This is a genomic window from Legionella qingyii, from assembly GCF_003184185.1.
Map to the genome: position 1 here is coordinate 43846 of NZ_QHJG01000008.1, position 15893 is coordinate 59738.

Sequence of the window (15893 nt, forward strand, 5' to 3'; positions counted from 1 at the left end):
TTGATAGATTTTTATCCCATGTCTAGACTCAATCGAGTATGCTTTTCAAGTCGGTCCTTATCCTGAAACGCAATAACAGCATCCAATATCTGCTCCACATCGCCTTTGTCTGCCCAAAAACTTTGAAAAGCTAAAGGATATGTAGCTCTAACATTCTTTTTGGAAATTTTTTGAGGATTTTCAATTGCTTTTAATAGTGTTTTTAATAATGAAATCTTATCATTTATTTTTTCATTTTTAGGATCAAATTTTGACTCTAACAGCTTCAATTTGTTCTGAATCAGCTCTAAAAGATAAGCTTTAACTGCTGCACTATCCATTTTCCGAATCACTGCACTGTAATCACAACACGTAAACATCCTGTGATGTTTAGGCTCTTCTTCATTAGTTTTAGAGTTAAAAATGGCCGCCTGATTCACCACTGCATCCTGCGTTACATCTGGCTTGCTCAAGTGGAGCCAACCTTTGATGAGTTGTTTTACAGAATAAGGAGCCATACGCCATAATAAATCAACACCAGTAAATAATACTGCAGTAATTGAAAATCCAGCACCTAGAACTGGAGCCATAGGAAAAAGTAAAACAAAAACAACGGCACCTAAAGCTGAGGCTAAAAAGGCCATGGCAAAGGCGTTACTTAAAGCTGCCTGCATATAATGCATACGTTGAATACTGTCTTTGGGGGATTCAAAGGCTCTATATAAATTGATTCCAAACATCATGAACTGATGAGTCAATGCCACAAGTAAACTACTAAAAAAAAACCAAGGGCCTGCAGCAAAGCTAAAACCAAGAATCTTTGATAGTGCAGCTCCATAAAGTGATACACTTGCTAAAGCAGCACAAATCGCAGAAGTAGCAAAAAGTAACCATCGATCAACATTGCGATTGCTGGCTTTTGCAAGTTGGAATCCATTAATTAAGGCATTTACCGTCAATAAGAAACCAATAAAAGGCAAAATGATATAAAACAAAGGGGATGCACTAAATGCCGCTGATAGTCTTGCATCAGCCATTGTAGCAAATAAAGCTATTTCCTGAGTTTCTCTAATGTATGTAATCGCCTTCTGGAAGTGAGTAACAAACATAAGCCACCTGATAAATTATTATTATTCCTTAGATTGGGCTCAATACCCAATATGAATTCTTAAAACATAGCCCGGCTATCGCGAAACCATACCGGTGTTTGTGATCGTCACAAAAAACTGGGTTATGGTTCCACGATAGTCAGGCTATATCTCTGGTATATTGCTCTTATTATTGGCGCAAATGTGGGAACAAAATAACGTCTCGAATTGACTGAGAGTTGGTAAACAACATGACCAAGCGATCAATACCTATACCCTCTCCTGCTGTAGGAGGCAATCCATATTCCAGTGCTTCGATGTAGTCACTATCAAAGTGCATAGCCTCTAGATCACCTGCATCCTTTTCTTCAACTTGCTTACGAAAACGTTCTGCCTGATCTTCTGCATCATTTAACTCAGAAAATCCATTAGCAATTTCTCGACCAGCAATAAAGAACTCAAACCGATCCGTAACATCTGAATCATGATCACTACGGCGTGCCAAAGGAGAAATTTCAGTAGGATAACTCGTAATAAAAGTAGGCTGAAATAATTGATGTTCAACAGTTTCTTCAAACAATATGATTTGCAGTTTGCCTAAGCCATCCGTTTCTTTAAAAGGAAACCCTTTTTTCTGCAATATCTCACGACAACTTGCTACACTTTCTAACTGTTGAGCATTGATTTCTGGATGATAATATAAAATTGCTTCTTTAACCGTCATGCGTGCAAATGGCTTATTAAAATCAATCATTTGACCTTGATACTCCACCTGCCGTTTTTCCATAACCGTATCACAGAGGTAACGCAATAATTCCTCGGTAAAATTCATCAAGTCTTGATAGTCTGCATAGGCTTGGTAAAATTCAACCATAGTAAATTCTGGATTATGACGCGTTGAAATTCCTTCATTACGGAAATTACGATTAATTTCATAAACGCGCTCAAATCCGCCTACAACGAGACGTTTTAAATAAAGCTCAGGCGCGATGCGCAAATACATGGTCATATCCAAAGTATGATGGTGCGTAACAAAAGGACGTGCCATAGCCCCACCCGGGATGGGATGCATCATGGGTGTTTCTACTTCCAGAAAATAGTGTTGATCCATAAATTGTCTAAAGGCTTGAATTAATCGCGAACGTGTTAAAAATGTAAGGCGACTTTCATCATTAGCAATTAAATCCACATAGCGTTTACGGTACTTAACTTCTTGGTCGGCTAACCCATGAAATTTATCAGGTAAGGGGCGCAATGATTTCGTCAATAACTCAATATGCTCCGCATTTACGGTAAGCTCACCCGTATTTGTCTTGAATAACTCACCTTGAACCCCAACAATATCACCTAAATCCCAATGCTTGAATTCCTCATATTGCTCGGGAAGATCATTAGCTCGGATATATACTTGAATCCGTCCAGAAAAATCTTGAATATGGAAAAAACTGGCCTTGCCCATAATACGCCTCAATACGATGCGGCCGGCAACAGTAACCTTAATATGTTGTTGTGCTAAAGTTTCTTTATCTAATGAGTCATAATGTTTTATGACTTCTTGAGCTAAATTTTCACGACGAAATTGGTTTGGAAAATTAAAACCTTTTGTACGTAATTCAGCCAATTTTTGTTTACGAATATAATAAACTTCGCTTTCATCTATATGTTCAATATGTTCTTCACTCATGCTGCCCTACTCCTGCCTTTAAACTGGCTTCAATAAATTGATCCAACGCCCCATCCAAAACTGCTTGTGTATTGCTTGTTTCAACACTGGTTCGCAGATCTTTAATACGAGATTGATCCAAAACGTATGAACGAATTTGGGATCCCCAACCTATATCTGATTTACTGGCTTCTAACGCTTGCTGCTCTGCATTTTTCTTTTGCATTTCCAGCTCATACAACTTAGCACGCAGCTGTTTCATTGCCTGATCTTTATTACGATGCTGACTTCTATCATTCTGACATTGTACTACAATTCCACTTGGTGCATGAGTAATACGCACTGCTGAGTCAGTTCGGTTAACATGCTGCCCTCCGGCCCCGGAAGCCCTGTACGTATCAATACGTAAATCAGCAGGATTAATTTCTATATCAATATCATCATCGATTTCAGGTGAAACAAATACTGCTGCAAAAGAAGTATGTCGTCGATTTCCTGAATCAAAAGGAGATTTTCGCACTAAACGGTGCACTCCGCTTTCTGTACGCAACCATCCAAAAGCATACTCTCCCTTAAAATAAATAGTAGCACTTTTAATACCAGCAACTTCACCCGGAGAACACTCAATCAGCTCCGTAGTAAATCCATGTTGCTCACCCCAACGTAAGTACATACGCAATAACATCTCGGCCCAATCCTGAGCTTCAGTACCACCAGAACCTGATTGAATATCTAAGTAAGCATTTGAGTCATCCATTTTCCCAGAAAACATCCGACGAAACTCTAAATCAGCGACTTTTTTCTCAATAGAAATTAACTCTTCACCAATTTCATTAATGGTTTGTTCGTCGCCTTCTTCACGCGCGATTTCAAATAATTCATTTAAATCAGTAATGGATTGACCTAATTGAGTTAAAGTTGAAACAACTGCTTCCAACTGTGTTCGTTCACGACCCAGGGCTTGAGCAACCTCCGGATTATCCCAAACTGTAGATGACTCCAATTCTCGAACGACTTCTTCTAAACGCTCATTCTTAGCGTCAAAGTCAAAGATACCCCCTAAGCGCGTCTACTCGCTTAATAAGATCCACCAGATTAAGATTAATTTGGTTTACTTCTAACATAAGTGTCTCTTTAAAATTAGTAATTAGATCCCAGCCCTAATCTCAATGTAGTCTGGATGCAGCGTAGTCACTCTGCTTTTAAGTTAGTAATAAACTCCCCTCTCCCATTACTGGGAGGGGGGTTAGGGGGAGAATGAGCTAATAAATATCCTCATCCGTCCTAACGAGCACTTTCTCCCTTTTGGGGAGAAGGGAATTTCGCTTAACTTAAAAGCAGAGTGACTACGCTGCACTCGAGCTAAATTCAACTAAAGCGCGACTATGTAAAAAAATAAGTTTGCGATTTTACCGTGAAAGTAGGCAAAAAAACAGACTATGAAGTCTTCATTGCGGTCCGATAGGCTTGCAAGTTCATTAATAAATCAGCTTCTGCAGGAGATAAATGACAACTTTCAACAATTTCATCTCGATTACCCCCCATTTCTAAAATACGCAAAGCATGGCGATATCCGCCATCATTAGCTCGTTTATTTTCCAAATCCTGGATTTGATTATCCATACTAATCAATTGAGTATTTATCTCTTTTAATTGTTTAGAAAATAATAAATCAGCATGAATCAACACAGGATGATCTTTTGTGATTTGCTCTATTAATTTTTGCTGGATATCCAATTTTTCTTGAAAATCAATTAATTTCTTCCGCTGATTAAATAAGTAATTCAGTACGAATACAAAAATAAGCACATTTAAACTTAAAAGAAAAGTTATCATTTTATATCCTTATCCCCGATGACTACACGATGGGCTGCTGGTTGACTTAGCGATGGATTTAAAAGACGAGGAATATTACGATTTAACGCAATTATGATTGTCACCCTACGATTTGCAGCTCGCCCTTGTTCTGTAACATTATCAGCAACCGGATATTGTTCTCCATAACCCGTCACTAAAATGCGCTGTGTTTCAATTCCAAAGGAATTTAGAATACGCCCAACAACTGCTGCACGCATAGCTGAAAGCTCCCAATTTGAGGGAAATTGTGGCGTCTCTATAGGAATATTGTCTGTATAGCCCTCTACGGCAACAATAGAAGATGATTTTTTAATTTTTGTGGCTAATCGCATTAATTTAACAAAAGCTTCTGGTTTTAAATCTGATTCACCTGAGTCAAATAAAGCACCTGAGTTAATATCCAATTCAACCCAACCTTCTTGTCGATTGATCTTGTAATTTCCATCTTCCAAATCAGCCAATGATTGATTTAATTCATCAAGTCCATCATTAAAAGGTCCTTTAAATTGTTTGGTTTGCGGTCCGTCTTTTATACTTTTCGTTGATGTGAGTGCCCGAGCCTCATCTTTTTTATTGAACGCTGATTTCATTCCCTCTGAAAGGGATTTGTACTTTGAAATATTTACGGAGGAGATAGCATACATCACTACAAAGAATGCAAATAGCAAGGTAATAAAATCTGCATAAGAGACAACCCAACGATGATGATCGTTCTGCTGTTCATTTCTTTTTTTTCTTTGTTTCATCTTTCTTCTGTTGGCCAAAATTATTAAGTTTTAACAGCAAAATTCCTGGACTTTCTCCGGATGCGATGGCAACTACCCCTTCTACAATCATTTCGTCATAATGCACTTGGCGAGCGATACAACTTTTTAATTTATTCGCCACCGGTAAAAAAATAAGATTAGCCATTCCAACTCCATAAATAGTAGCTACGAACGCTACTGCAATACCTAAACCTAATTCGCTTGGCTCTGATAAATGGCGCATCACTTGAATCAATCCCAATACCGCACCCAAAATTCCTATGGTTGGACTGTATCCCCCCATACTTTCAAAAACCTGTGCGGCATGAGAGTCAAGTGCTTCGACACGATCAATCTCATCCTCAAGAACTTGTCTTATCGTCAGTTTATCTACACCAATAACTAACAACTCTAATCCCTTATTAATAAGTGGATTTTTTTCAACTTCTAAATGCTCTTCCAAGGAAAGTAAACCCAGCTGACGGGCTTTTCGCGCCAGCTCGAACATCTTGTTGCGGCAGGGTTCAAAATCGAGTTTGGGAGGGACAACAACCCAGGGCAAGATTTTAAATGCACGTTTAAAGGTACTTAGTGGTGTTTGCACCATAACAGCACCGATAGTTCCTCCCAGCACAATGAGCAATGCAGAAAAGTTCAGTAGGGTCTGCATGCTTCCACCCTCTAACATTTGACCTAAAGTAATAGCTAAAAAACTGGTTAACATCCCTATTAAAGTTAAAGCATCCATTCTTGTTATTCCGGTAATCGTGATTTAATACGATGTGTTGCCTGACTGAGGATCTGTGAAACACGTGACTCACTAACGCCAATAACCTCTCCAATTTCTTTTAGGTTTAAATCTTGTTCGTAATATAAAGAGAGCACCATTCGCTCTTTATGGGGCAATCCACGAATTACCTCAGATAAACGTCGCATCAAATCATTATGAAATACGTTAACATGAGGCTCGGTAGAGGCGTATCCATCTTCGACCTGTAAAGCATCATCAGTAACACCCAAATCTTCAAAACCATATAAATGACTGCTCACTGAGTCTTGTAACATTTCATGGTATTCATTAAGTGATATTCCAAGTTCAGCTGCTATTTCTGAATCTTTGGCCTCTCTTCCTAATCGATGCTCAACAATTTTTACTGCTTCAGAAATCATTCTTGCATTACGATACACCGAACGAGGTACCCAATCATTACGCCTTACTTCATCAAGCATATATCCTCTGATTCGGATCCCCGCATAGGTTTCAAATGAAGCCCCCTTGGAAGAGTCGTAATGTCTTGTTGCTTCCAGCAAACCAAGCATTCCCGCTTGTATTAAGTCATCTAGTTGTACGCTTTGTGGCAAACGCCCCAATAAATGATGTGCTATGCGCTTAACCAACAAGGCGTGAGTTTTTACCAGCGTTTCTTGAATTTGCTGGTTCACTTTGCTATAGGCAGCCAAAGCATCCACATTAATCTCCTTAAAATTCACCCGCGACTAAACGCTCTAAAAAGAAACTGGTATTACCCCCCAGTAGAGAACTAGGTGGCCATTCAGATACTTCGTCTGCTAACTGCCTCATCGCCAGTGCAGCGGCAGAATCAGGATAAGCAATTAATACGGGTTTTTGCATTTTCACTGCCCTGTGTATGTGTTCATCAAAAGGAACTGCTCCTAAATAGTCTAGCTGAACCTCAAGAAATTGCTCGGAAACTTTAAATAATTTGTTAAATAATTCTCGTCCATCTCGCTCATTTCTTACCATATTGGCTAAAATATGAAAACGTGTCCATTCATAACGCTTACTCATTACTTTAATTAAAGCATATGCATCGGTTAATGAGGTAGGTTCATCGCATACAACTACAATTAATTCTTGAGATGAACGAGTAAAACTCAAAACCGTGTCAGATATGCCAGCAGCGGTATCAATAATCATGTAGTCCAAATCATCAGTAAGCTCATTAAATGCATCAATAATCCCAGCCAACTCTGTTGGAGAGAGTTGAGTCATAAACTCGGTTCCGGAAGCTGCAGGAATGACACTGATACCATTAGGTCCTGGCAAAATAATGTCACTTAAATGACAAATTCCCTGAGTTACATGCGACAGATTATATTTAGTATGTAATCCTAGCATGATATCGATATTTGCCAATCCCAAATCAGCATCAAGTAGCATTACTTTTTTATTGAGTTGAGCCAAACCAACTGCCAAATTAACAGAAACATTGCTCTTGCCAACCCCGCCCTTTCCGGCAGAGACTGCAATTACCTTGATCGGCTTCGCACGCGATAGACTTCTCAGACCTGAAGCTTGATCACTTATATTTCGTCTCACTTTAGACATGATATTCTCTCCCAGCACTTTGATGTGCTTTCCTAACATTATCTGTCCGAAACAGTTGTGCTTCCTGTTCAGCAAATAATTCAACAAGCTGATGGCGTGTTGCCATTTTAATGTCTTCAGGTACACGTTGCCCGTGCGTCAAATAGCTCACACCTAAACCCGACTCAATAAGTGCACTTAGTGCACCACCCACAGCGAGCGACTCGTCCAGTTTTGTCAAAATACACTGATCAATTTGATTTGCTTCATAACGTCTTATAGCATCAATTAACACTTGGTAATGACTTGTTGCAGGTAAAACCAAAACCTTGGAAATCGATTGCAAATAAGTGCCTAATACATGCATTTGTTTTACAACTCGCTCATCTGCTGGATTCATTCCCGCTGTATCAATCAAAATTAATTTTTTATCATTTAATTGCCGTAACACGCGTGCCAAAGAAACCTCATCTTGAGCAACACACACCTTAACCCCCAAGATTTTTCCATACATCATGAGTTGTTCTTGTGCCGCTATTCGATAAGTATCCATTGTGACTAGACCTAACTTATCTGCTCCAAACCTCAAAGCAAATCTCGCTGCAATTTTAGCCAACGTTGTCGTTTTTCCAACACCAGTTGGTCCAACAAAAGCATAAACCCCACCCTCTTCTATTCGACGTGTATCACAAATGGCTAATTGATCCGAAATAAGATTCAATACAGATTCCCAGCCTCTTTGTTGATTTAAATCAGAGCGCACAGAACACGCCCAAGTCGCAGCGGTGGTGTGGCTTACCCCTAGATACAAAAGTTTTTGGAGCAAAATAGTATGTAAAGGTTCATAGACTCCAACATTTCCTCTTAATTGTGCTTCAAGCATACCTCTTAGTGTTTGAATTTCCTGACGCATATCATCAAGCGGTGTTTGCATTTGAAATTTATTAGTCTGACTGGTTGGCTCAGCACATGCCACTGCTGCTGAAGTTGAAAGAATTGTTTCATCAAAATCAATTGCAGCCACGACTTCTACACCACCATCAATATGATGGCTGGACAAAATGACGGCATCGGCACCAAGTGTCTCTTTAATTTGTTTCATAGCGCTGCGTGTATCGGCCGCAACAAAACGTTTTAATTTCATAAAGCCTCCTGCTTATGAAGAAATTTGTCACTATTCACGCAATGCCTCTTTAGAAATTGTAGCTCGCTTGTAAGAAAACTGAGAAGTTTGTCTTCAGTTATCATTTTTATCCTACTGTGCCTACTATTCTTATTTGTTTATTATCAGGGATCTCCTGATAAGACAAAACATGAAAGTCATGAGATATATTACGCACAAATCGTGCCAATACTGCTCGAATTCCTGGCTGTACTACTAATACTGAACTTTCTTGTTTCGCCTGTTGTTGCATTGCTAATTGTGTCAAAGAATGTTGTATTTTATCTGCCATTCCAGGCTCGAAATTTACGCCTCCAGATCCACTACTTTGAATAATGTTTTGCAATAATTGTTCCAACTCAGGTTTTAACGTAATAATTGGTAGCTCCTCATGAACACCACTGATTTTTTGGGTAATTAATCGAGATAAAGCAATACGGACTTGACTGATTAAATACTCCGTATCCTTAGATTTTGGCGCTAATTCCGCCAAAGTTTCGACTATAGTGCGAATATCTGTTAGAGGGATATGCTCCGTTAATAAACCTTGTAACACTTTACTAACCATTCCTAAAGAAAGACCATCGGGTACTAATTCTTTCACTAGTTTAGGTGAGCTAACTGCAAGCTTGTCTAAAAGCTGTTGAGTTTCTTCATAACCTAACAATTGCTGGCTGTTTTGCTCTAATATTTGGCTTAAATGTGTGGCAACAACCGTCGAAGAGTCGACCACCGTATAACCTAAGGTATGTGCTTGCTCTCTTTGACTTTCATTAATCCAAACGGCTTCCATACCAAAAGCTGGATCACGAGTTCTTATCCCCTCAATTTCGCCAAAAATTTGCCCAGGATTTATAGCCAAGCAACGATCAAGATGAATCGCCGCTTCCCCCATTACTACCCCTGCCAAACTAATTCGATAATGGTTAGGTTTTAAATCCAAATTATCACGGACATGTACTGAAGGAATTAGAAAACCCAATTCTTGTGATATTTTCTTTCGCACCCCTTTAATTCGAGCAAGTAAAAGTCCTCCTTGTGCTTGATCCACTAAAGGAATTAAGCGATATCCTACTTCAAGACTTATTACATCAACAGGATTCACATCATCCCATGACAATTCCGTGGAGATATTTGGATTTTGAACTGCCAGAGATTCATTTTCCTGGTTAATCTGTTCTTTCTGTTTTGCTTTATCTTGCTGAAGAAACAAATAAGCAATTCCTGCTAAACCAGCAGAAAGGAGAATAAATGCTACATGAGGCATTCCAGGAATAATACCAATCAATCCAATAATACCTGATGCAATAATTAATGAACGTGGATTAGCAAGTAACTGAGAAATCACCGCATGTCCCATATTTTGTGCACTTGAAACTCGAGTAACAATGATGGCCGCTGCGGTTGATAAAACTAACGAGGGTACTTGCGCTACCAAACCATCACCTATAGTTAATAAAATATAGTTATGCAATGCATCAGAAATACTCATCCCATGCTGAAAAACCCCAATAATCAATCCACCGATAATGTTAACAACCAGAATTAAAATCCCGGCAATTGCATCACCACGAACGAATTTGCTAGCACCATCCATCGAACCATAGAAATCTGCTTCTTGTGCCACTTCCAATCGACGTTTTACCGCCTGCTCCTGGTTAATTAAACCGGCATTCAAATCCGCATCGATCGCCATTTGCTTTCCAGGCAAAGAATCTAAAGTGAAGCGAGCACTTACTTCTGATACACGCCCAGCACCCTTGGTTACTACAACAAAATTGATGACTACTAAAATCATAAATACGACGAGACCTACAGCATAGTTTCCGCCAATAACGACCTCACCAAAGGATTGAATCACATGCCCAGCTGCATCAGTACCTTTATGACCATTTAATAAAACGACTCGCGTTGAGGCTACGTTTAACGACAAACGTAGTAACGTTGCGAGTAATATAACGGTTGGAAATACAGCAAAATCCAAAGGTCGTTCGCTATAAATCACCGCTAACAAGACTACAAGTGACAAAGCGATATTAAAAGTAAAGAACATATCCAATAAAAATGGTGGCATAGGTAACATCATCATGCCGAGCATGATGATTAGTACCAAGGGGGTACCCAAACCTTGATGCATCCAATATTGCATATACTGTAATGCTTTATTCATTAGCAGCCTCCTCTGCATCACGCACTAACTCTGCTGGAATAGGAACATTCTGTAATACAGAAGGTTTATAGTCATAACGTTCCTTGTCACGCAGTTGAAATACATAAGCTAAAACCTGAGCTACAGCGACATAAAGCCCTCTCGGTATTTCTGCATTTAACTTTGTAGAAAAATAAAGCGCTCGTGCCAAAGGCGGTACTGAAATAATGGGAATTTTATGTGATGTCGCAATTTTATTTATTTGAAAAGCAATCAAATCTTTACCCTTTGCCACAACTATCGGTGCTTTATGGCTCTTTTCTTTATAACTGATCGCTACAGCATAATGGGTAGGGTTTGTTAGAACCACATTTGCCTTAGGTATTTCATTCATCATGCGTCGTCTCGATATCTCTTGCTGAGCACGACGAATAGCGCTTTTTACTTCGGGTTTACCTTCCATTTCTTTGTATTCATCTCGCAATTCTTGCATCGTCATTTTCATGTTTTTATGATGCTCATACAATTGAAAAGGTACATCAAAAGCAGCGATCAAAATCAAACTAGCAGCAATCAATACAAAAGATTTCACTACGACCAGACTGCCGGTACTAATCGCTGTTTCTATAGGAACATGTGCCAAATTGAGTAATGCAGGAATTTGTGCTTTAAGTACTACTATGGCCACCACTGCGACCAAGAGAAACTTAAACAATGATTTGAACATCTCGACAAAACCTTTCAACGAAACCATACGTTTGATTCCTTGAAAGAAATTGAGTCGCGAAAATTTAGGCTGTAACACTTGGCCACTAAACACCCAGCCTCCCATAAGCAGGGGTGCTGCCAGGGTAACGAGAAATATAATCACCAACAAAGGCATTAAGGACCAAAATCCCATCTTAACTAGAAAATATAAACGCTCCACGCCCACAGCAGAAGTAAGTATAACTCGCGTGTCGAATTCAAAAGCATGGCGCATCATGACTGCTAATTGCAGCGCCAATTGCTTTCCAAAAATAAGGAATCCTACCGCCGTAAAAAGTAACGTTACTGTGCTATTGAAATCCCTTGATCGTGCAACCTGACCTTTTTTACGCGCGTCTCTAAGGCGCTTGGCCGAGGGCTGTTCCGTTTTTTCTTGAGCCTGTTCTTGATCACTCATCGGGGTAACATCCCTATCATAAAGCGCACTCCTTCTTTGATAAGATCTGTCATTTGTACCGCAATACTCGACAAACCTACCTTAATCACTACTATCCCCATAATTAAGGTAATGGGAAATCCTAGAGAAAAAATGTTTAATTGTGGGGCTGCTCGAGACATAATTCCGAATGCAAGGCTCACAATAAGCAAAGACAATAAAGCAGGGATTGAAATCAATAGTGCCTGTTTAAACATCCATCCCGAAAATAAAACAACATTCCAGACCATCGATTGAGTTACAGATAACTGTCCTACAGGCATAACTGTAAAACTATCTAATAAAGTTTCAAAAACAGTTAAATGTCCATTAAGCGCCAAAAATATTAAGGTCATCATCATTGAATAAAACTGACTAACCAAGGGAACACTTGCCCGGCTTGCAGGATCCACCATCACCGCAAAACCAAGACCTGCCTGCATTGCAATAATTTGTCCGCCCAAAACAAAAACCTGAAACACAAGCTGCAAAACAAATCCCATTAATAGTCCAAAGAGTACTTCCTGAATGATATAAGCTAAGAACAGTCCATTAAAATTCAGAAAAGAAAGCTCTTTCGGAACCATAAAGGCACAGACACAACTTAAAACAAACAGTAAAATAATTTTAATACGGGCAGGTAATAAGACAGAAGAAAAAACAGGTACGGTAAGCAGTAACCCACCAATGCGCCCCATTGGCCAAATAACCTGGCTTATCATATGTATTATGGTTGGATAATCCAGTTTCATATTCAGTTAACCGATTAAATAAGGAATATTGGTAATTAAAGAATCAGTGTAATTCACCATAGTCTTCAATAACCAAGGACCGGCAAATACGAGCATTAAAAAAGTAATAAATAATTTAGGTATAAAGCTTAAACTCGTTTCATTAATCTGTGTCGCTGCCTGAAACATCGAAACAATCACACCAACAATCAAGCCAGGAAGAATGAGTACCATGATCAATAACAACATCAAATACACACCTTCGCTAAATATAGAAGTTATAGACTCTGGGGTCATATTATTTCCCTATAATTTTTATTTCCCTATAATTCCTAATCTGGACGCAAAATGAGGCATTTAACTCATAGCAAAACTCGACGCCAGCGATCCCAAAATAAGTGTCCACCCATCAACCATAACAAAAAGCATGATCTTAAAGGGTAATGAAATAATCAAAGGTGAAAGCATCATCATACCCATAGCCATCAGAACACTGGATACCACCATATCAATAATTAAAAAAGGTAAAAACAAAATAAAGCCAATCTGGAACGCTGTTTTTAATTCACTGGTAATGAATGCGGGAATCACTACACTCATTGGCACTTCGTTAAGGTTCGCCGGATTTTTTTGAGCAAATTTTTCAAACAACGACAAATCATTTTTTCGAGTTTGATTTAACATAAACTCACGCAAAGGAACCTGTGCATTTGCCAAAGCTTGTGGGAATTTCATAGTCTCTGCAAGATAAGGCTGCACTGCTGTATCATTGATCTTATTAAAAACAGGATTCATCACAAAATAAGTCATGAATAACGCAATACCAATTAAGATTTGGTTCGTAGGAGTCTGCGCCAAGCCTATAGCTTGGCGTAATATAGAAAGTACAATAATGATTCTTGTAAAAGCCGTCATTGCCATCAACATCCCCGGCAAAACAGTTAACAAGGTCATAAAAATCAAAATTTGCAGATTAACACTATAAGTTTGTTCACCATTTGCTCCAGGTTGTACTGTCATGGCAGGTAAAGATAAAGGCGCAGCCTGCACAGCAAGAGGAACCAAACACAACAAAATGATACATACAGAGGCTAGAGTGAAACGTAGACTAACTCGAGATTTATAAAAACTAACTCTCTCTATGTTATAGGATGGATATCGCATCATTAAATTCATTTTATTCATCTTATGATTTCGTAACTGATTTAAGTAGCACTGCAAATGAAGTTTTATTTTTGGAATCAAAACCTGTCGGTAGTTCTTCACCAAAATCATAAAGCAGCGTGACATGCCCGGAACCTGATCCAACCAACAAATAACGCGTCCCTACTTTTAACAAGGTAATTTTTTCCTTAGGTCCTAAAATCATACTCGCTATGGATTGAAATCCTTTTGTCGAGCTCATTTGCATACCATGTAACCGCTTCACCAGCCAAGACAATAGAAGGATAAGCAATAAAACCAACAATAAGCCCATGACAACACGCATGAGCTCTCCCTGATTGAGTGCAGATTGCATCATCTTAACCGCTTAATTCGTTCTGCTTTGCTGACGATATCGGTTAATCGCACACCAAATTTATCATTAACCACTACCACTTCCCCATGTGCAACTAAAGTCCCATTGACTAAAACATCAAGCGGATCACCTGCTAAACGATCCAGGGCAACAATTCCTCCTTGGTTTAATTGGAGTAAATTACGAATCGTCATTTTAGTGCGGCCGATTTCTACAGTCACAGATACAGGGATATCCAGAATCAAATCCATTTTTTCACTGTCTGCTTCCTGAGGAAGAGTATTTGATGGTTTGGGTTGTTCTATTGCTTCTTGAGACATTCCTCATCTCCTAATAACTAATATTTTTTATTATTTTTACAGCACGCTTGTCATTCGCAGTACCTTGAGTTGCCGTAAATCCTGGAGTTCCTTCAATATCCAAAGTAACTATTTCTTTCATTTCCATAGGTATAAAATCCCCTACTTGCCATGACATCACAGCACCGAGAGTGCTTTTGGTTTCAGCCATTGCCGAGCTCACAGTTAATTCAACATCCATTAACTCTTCTTTTAATGATTTGACCCAGTTTGGATCAATTTCATCATCTGGACGAGAAGCACCAAGCTCCAATTGCTCTTTGATTGGCTCAACCATCGAATAAGGCAAAATAAAATAGAAAATACCTATTTCTTTGCCAAAATCCATGGAAAAACGCGCTACTAATAGCATTTCTTCGGGTTCTGCTATATTGACTAACTGTGGGTTTGTTTCATCATTAAATTTGGTGATATCAAGCTGAATAATGGGCTTCCAAGCTTGACTCAGGTTAGCAATGAGCTTTTTCGTGATCACCTCCATAACACGCAACTCAGTTGCAGTAAAATCTGTTCTGTCTTTTTGGGCAAAGAATTGGGAACTACCGCCAAAATAATAATCGACAAGATCATAGACAAAAGTACTATCAAAAAGAATTATGCCTTTGCCGCGTAATGGTTTGAATTTAAAAATACTCATTAAGCTTGGGTTAGGCAAACTCTCCATGAAATCGCGATGTTTTATAATAAGTAATGGATCTTGCTTAATCTCAAAATCTTTGGCGGTCACATTATAAATATCAGATGCAAACAGACGCACTGCGCGGTCATAAATTCTATCTAATACGGGCAGCTTGCCTTTGACAATACGTTCTTGAGCCGTAAAATTAAGTGTCTTTACATCATTTTCTTTTTTTATTTCAATTGGCTCAAATGTAGAGTTCGTTACATCATTTTTATTCGTTTTTGCTTTTTTATGATCCGATTTTTCTTTAGTAAGTGTTTCACCTTCTGATTCTTGATGACCCTCTTCAGGAGATTCACCAACTGTTTTTAGTAATGCATCTATTTCTTCTTGTGATAAAACGTTTTTATCAGCCATATAAGCAATCCATACAAATTTTTTAAACTTGAATTTAACTCATTAAATTCAAGTAAGCATCATGATTCTTCTATTGAATAGCCTTATGC

17 protein-coding genes are annotated in these 15893 nt (G+C 38.8%); all 17 read right to left on the reverse strand.

Translation table 11 applies throughout. The features are described 5' to 3' along the window. Positions 1–11 precede the first annotated feature (11 nt). Entirely contained in the window at positions 12–1088 is a 1077-nt protein-coding gene (locus tag DGG96_RS06250; protein WP_110141525.1) for a hypothetical protein, read from the reverse strand. A 169-nt stretch (positions 1089–1257) separates the two neighbouring features. Next, positions 1258–2751 (reverse strand): lysine--tRNA ligase, encoded by a 1494-nt coding sequence (lysS, locus tag DGG96_RS06255; RefSeq protein WP_110141524.1) that lies wholly within the window; start codon positions 2749–2751, stop codon positions 1258–1260. After that, positions 2744–3854 (reverse strand): peptide chain release factor 2 gene (gene prfB / locus DGG96_RS06260; protein WP_110141523.1). Its coding sequence is split into 2 segments (ribosomal slippage): positions 2744–3778 and positions 3780–3854, totalling 1110 coding nucleotides; the frame shifts between segments, so codons are not numbered across the junction. Before prfB ends, lysS begins: the two co-directional genes overlap by 8 nt. Positions 3855–4167: 313 nt before the next feature. Continuing rightward, positions 4168–4566: a DUF2802 domain-containing protein gene (locus DGG96_RS06265; protein WP_110141522.1), complete on the reverse strand. Its 399-nt coding sequence runs from the start codon at positions 4564–4566 to the stop codon at positions 4168–4170. After that, entirely contained in the window at positions 4563–5333 is a 771-nt protein-coding gene (locus tag DGG96_RS06270; RefSeq protein WP_110141521.1) for a flagellar motor protein MotB, read from the reverse strand. Before DGG96_RS06270 ends, DGG96_RS06265 begins: the two co-directional genes overlap by 4 nt. Beyond that, positions 5308–6081 carry a flagellar motor protein gene (locus DGG96_RS06275; RefSeq protein ID WP_110141520.1) on the reverse strand — a complete coding sequence of 258 codons (774 nt, stop codon included), beginning with the start codon at positions 6079–6081 and terminating at the stop codon, positions 5308–5310. The genes DGG96_RS06270 and DGG96_RS06275 overlap by 26 nt, the downstream gene beginning before the upstream one ends. A 5-nt stretch (positions 6082–6086) precedes the next feature. Further along, complete coding sequence (locus DGG96_RS06280; RefSeq protein WP_110141519.1) at positions 6087–6803, reverse strand: RNA polymerase sigma factor FliA; 717 nt, start codon at positions 6801–6803, stop codon at positions 6087–6089. A 10-nt stretch (positions 6804–6813) separates the two neighbouring features. Beyond that, positions 6814–7683, reverse strand: a complete 870-nt coding sequence (locus DGG96_RS06285; protein ID WP_110141518.1) for a MinD/ParA family protein — start codon at positions 7681–7683, stop codon at positions 6814–6816. Then, on the reverse strand, positions 7676–8806 hold the full coding sequence (flhF, locus tag DGG96_RS06290) for a flagellar biosynthesis GTPase FlhF (protein ID WP_110141517.1): 1131 nt from the start codon (positions 8804–8806) through the stop codon (positions 7676–7678). The genes DGG96_RS06285 and flhF overlap by 8 nt, the downstream gene beginning before the upstream one ends. A 106-nt stretch (positions 8807–8912) precedes the next feature. Next, entirely contained in the window at positions 8913–10994 is a 2082-nt protein-coding gene (gene flhA / locus DGG96_RS06295; protein ID WP_110141516.1) for a flagellar biosynthesis protein FlhA, read from the reverse strand. Next, the gene (gene flhB, locus DGG96_RS06300) at positions 10987–12138 is read right to left on the reverse strand and encodes a flagellar biosynthesis protein FlhB (protein WP_110141515.1); all 1152 of its coding nucleotides are present in this window, start codon (positions 12136–12138) and stop codon (positions 10987–10989) included. Before flhB ends, flhA begins: the two co-directional genes overlap by 8 nt. After that, the gene (gene fliR, locus DGG96_RS06305) at positions 12135–12908 is read right to left on the reverse strand and encodes a flagellar biosynthetic protein FliR (RefSeq protein ID WP_110141514.1); all 774 of its coding nucleotides are present in this window, start codon (positions 12906–12908) and stop codon (positions 12135–12137) included. The genes flhB and fliR overlap by 4 nt, the downstream gene beginning before the upstream one ends. A gap of 6 nt (positions 12909–12914) precedes the next feature. Next, complete coding sequence (gene fliQ / locus DGG96_RS06310; RefSeq protein WP_110141513.1) at positions 12915–13184, reverse strand: flagellar biosynthesis protein FliQ; 270 nt, start codon at positions 13182–13184, stop codon at positions 12915–12917. Positions 13185–13244: 60 nt separating this feature from the next. Further along, a complete protein-coding gene (fliP, locus tag DGG96_RS06315) occupies positions 13245–14063 on the reverse strand; it encodes a flagellar type III secretion system pore protein FliP (RefSeq protein WP_233590483.1) in 819 nt (272 codons plus the stop codon). Positions 14064–14073: 10 nt separating this feature from the next. Then, positions 14074–14409: a flagellar biosynthetic protein FliO gene (gene fliO, locus DGG96_RS06320; protein WP_233590484.1), complete on the reverse strand. Its 336-nt coding sequence runs from the start codon at positions 14407–14409 to the stop codon at positions 14074–14076. Next, positions 14406–14726: a flagellar motor switch protein FliN gene (gene fliN, locus DGG96_RS06325; RefSeq protein WP_076547449.1), complete on the reverse strand. Its 321-nt coding sequence runs from the start codon at positions 14724–14726 to the stop codon at positions 14406–14408. Before fliN ends, fliO begins: the two co-directional genes overlap by 4 nt. A gap of 10 nt (positions 14727–14736) precedes the next feature. After that, a complete protein-coding gene (gene fliM / locus DGG96_RS06330) occupies positions 14737–15804 on the reverse strand; it encodes a flagellar motor switch protein FliM (RefSeq protein WP_110141512.1) in 1068 nt (355 codons plus the stop codon). Positions 15805–15893: the final 89 nt, after the last annotated feature.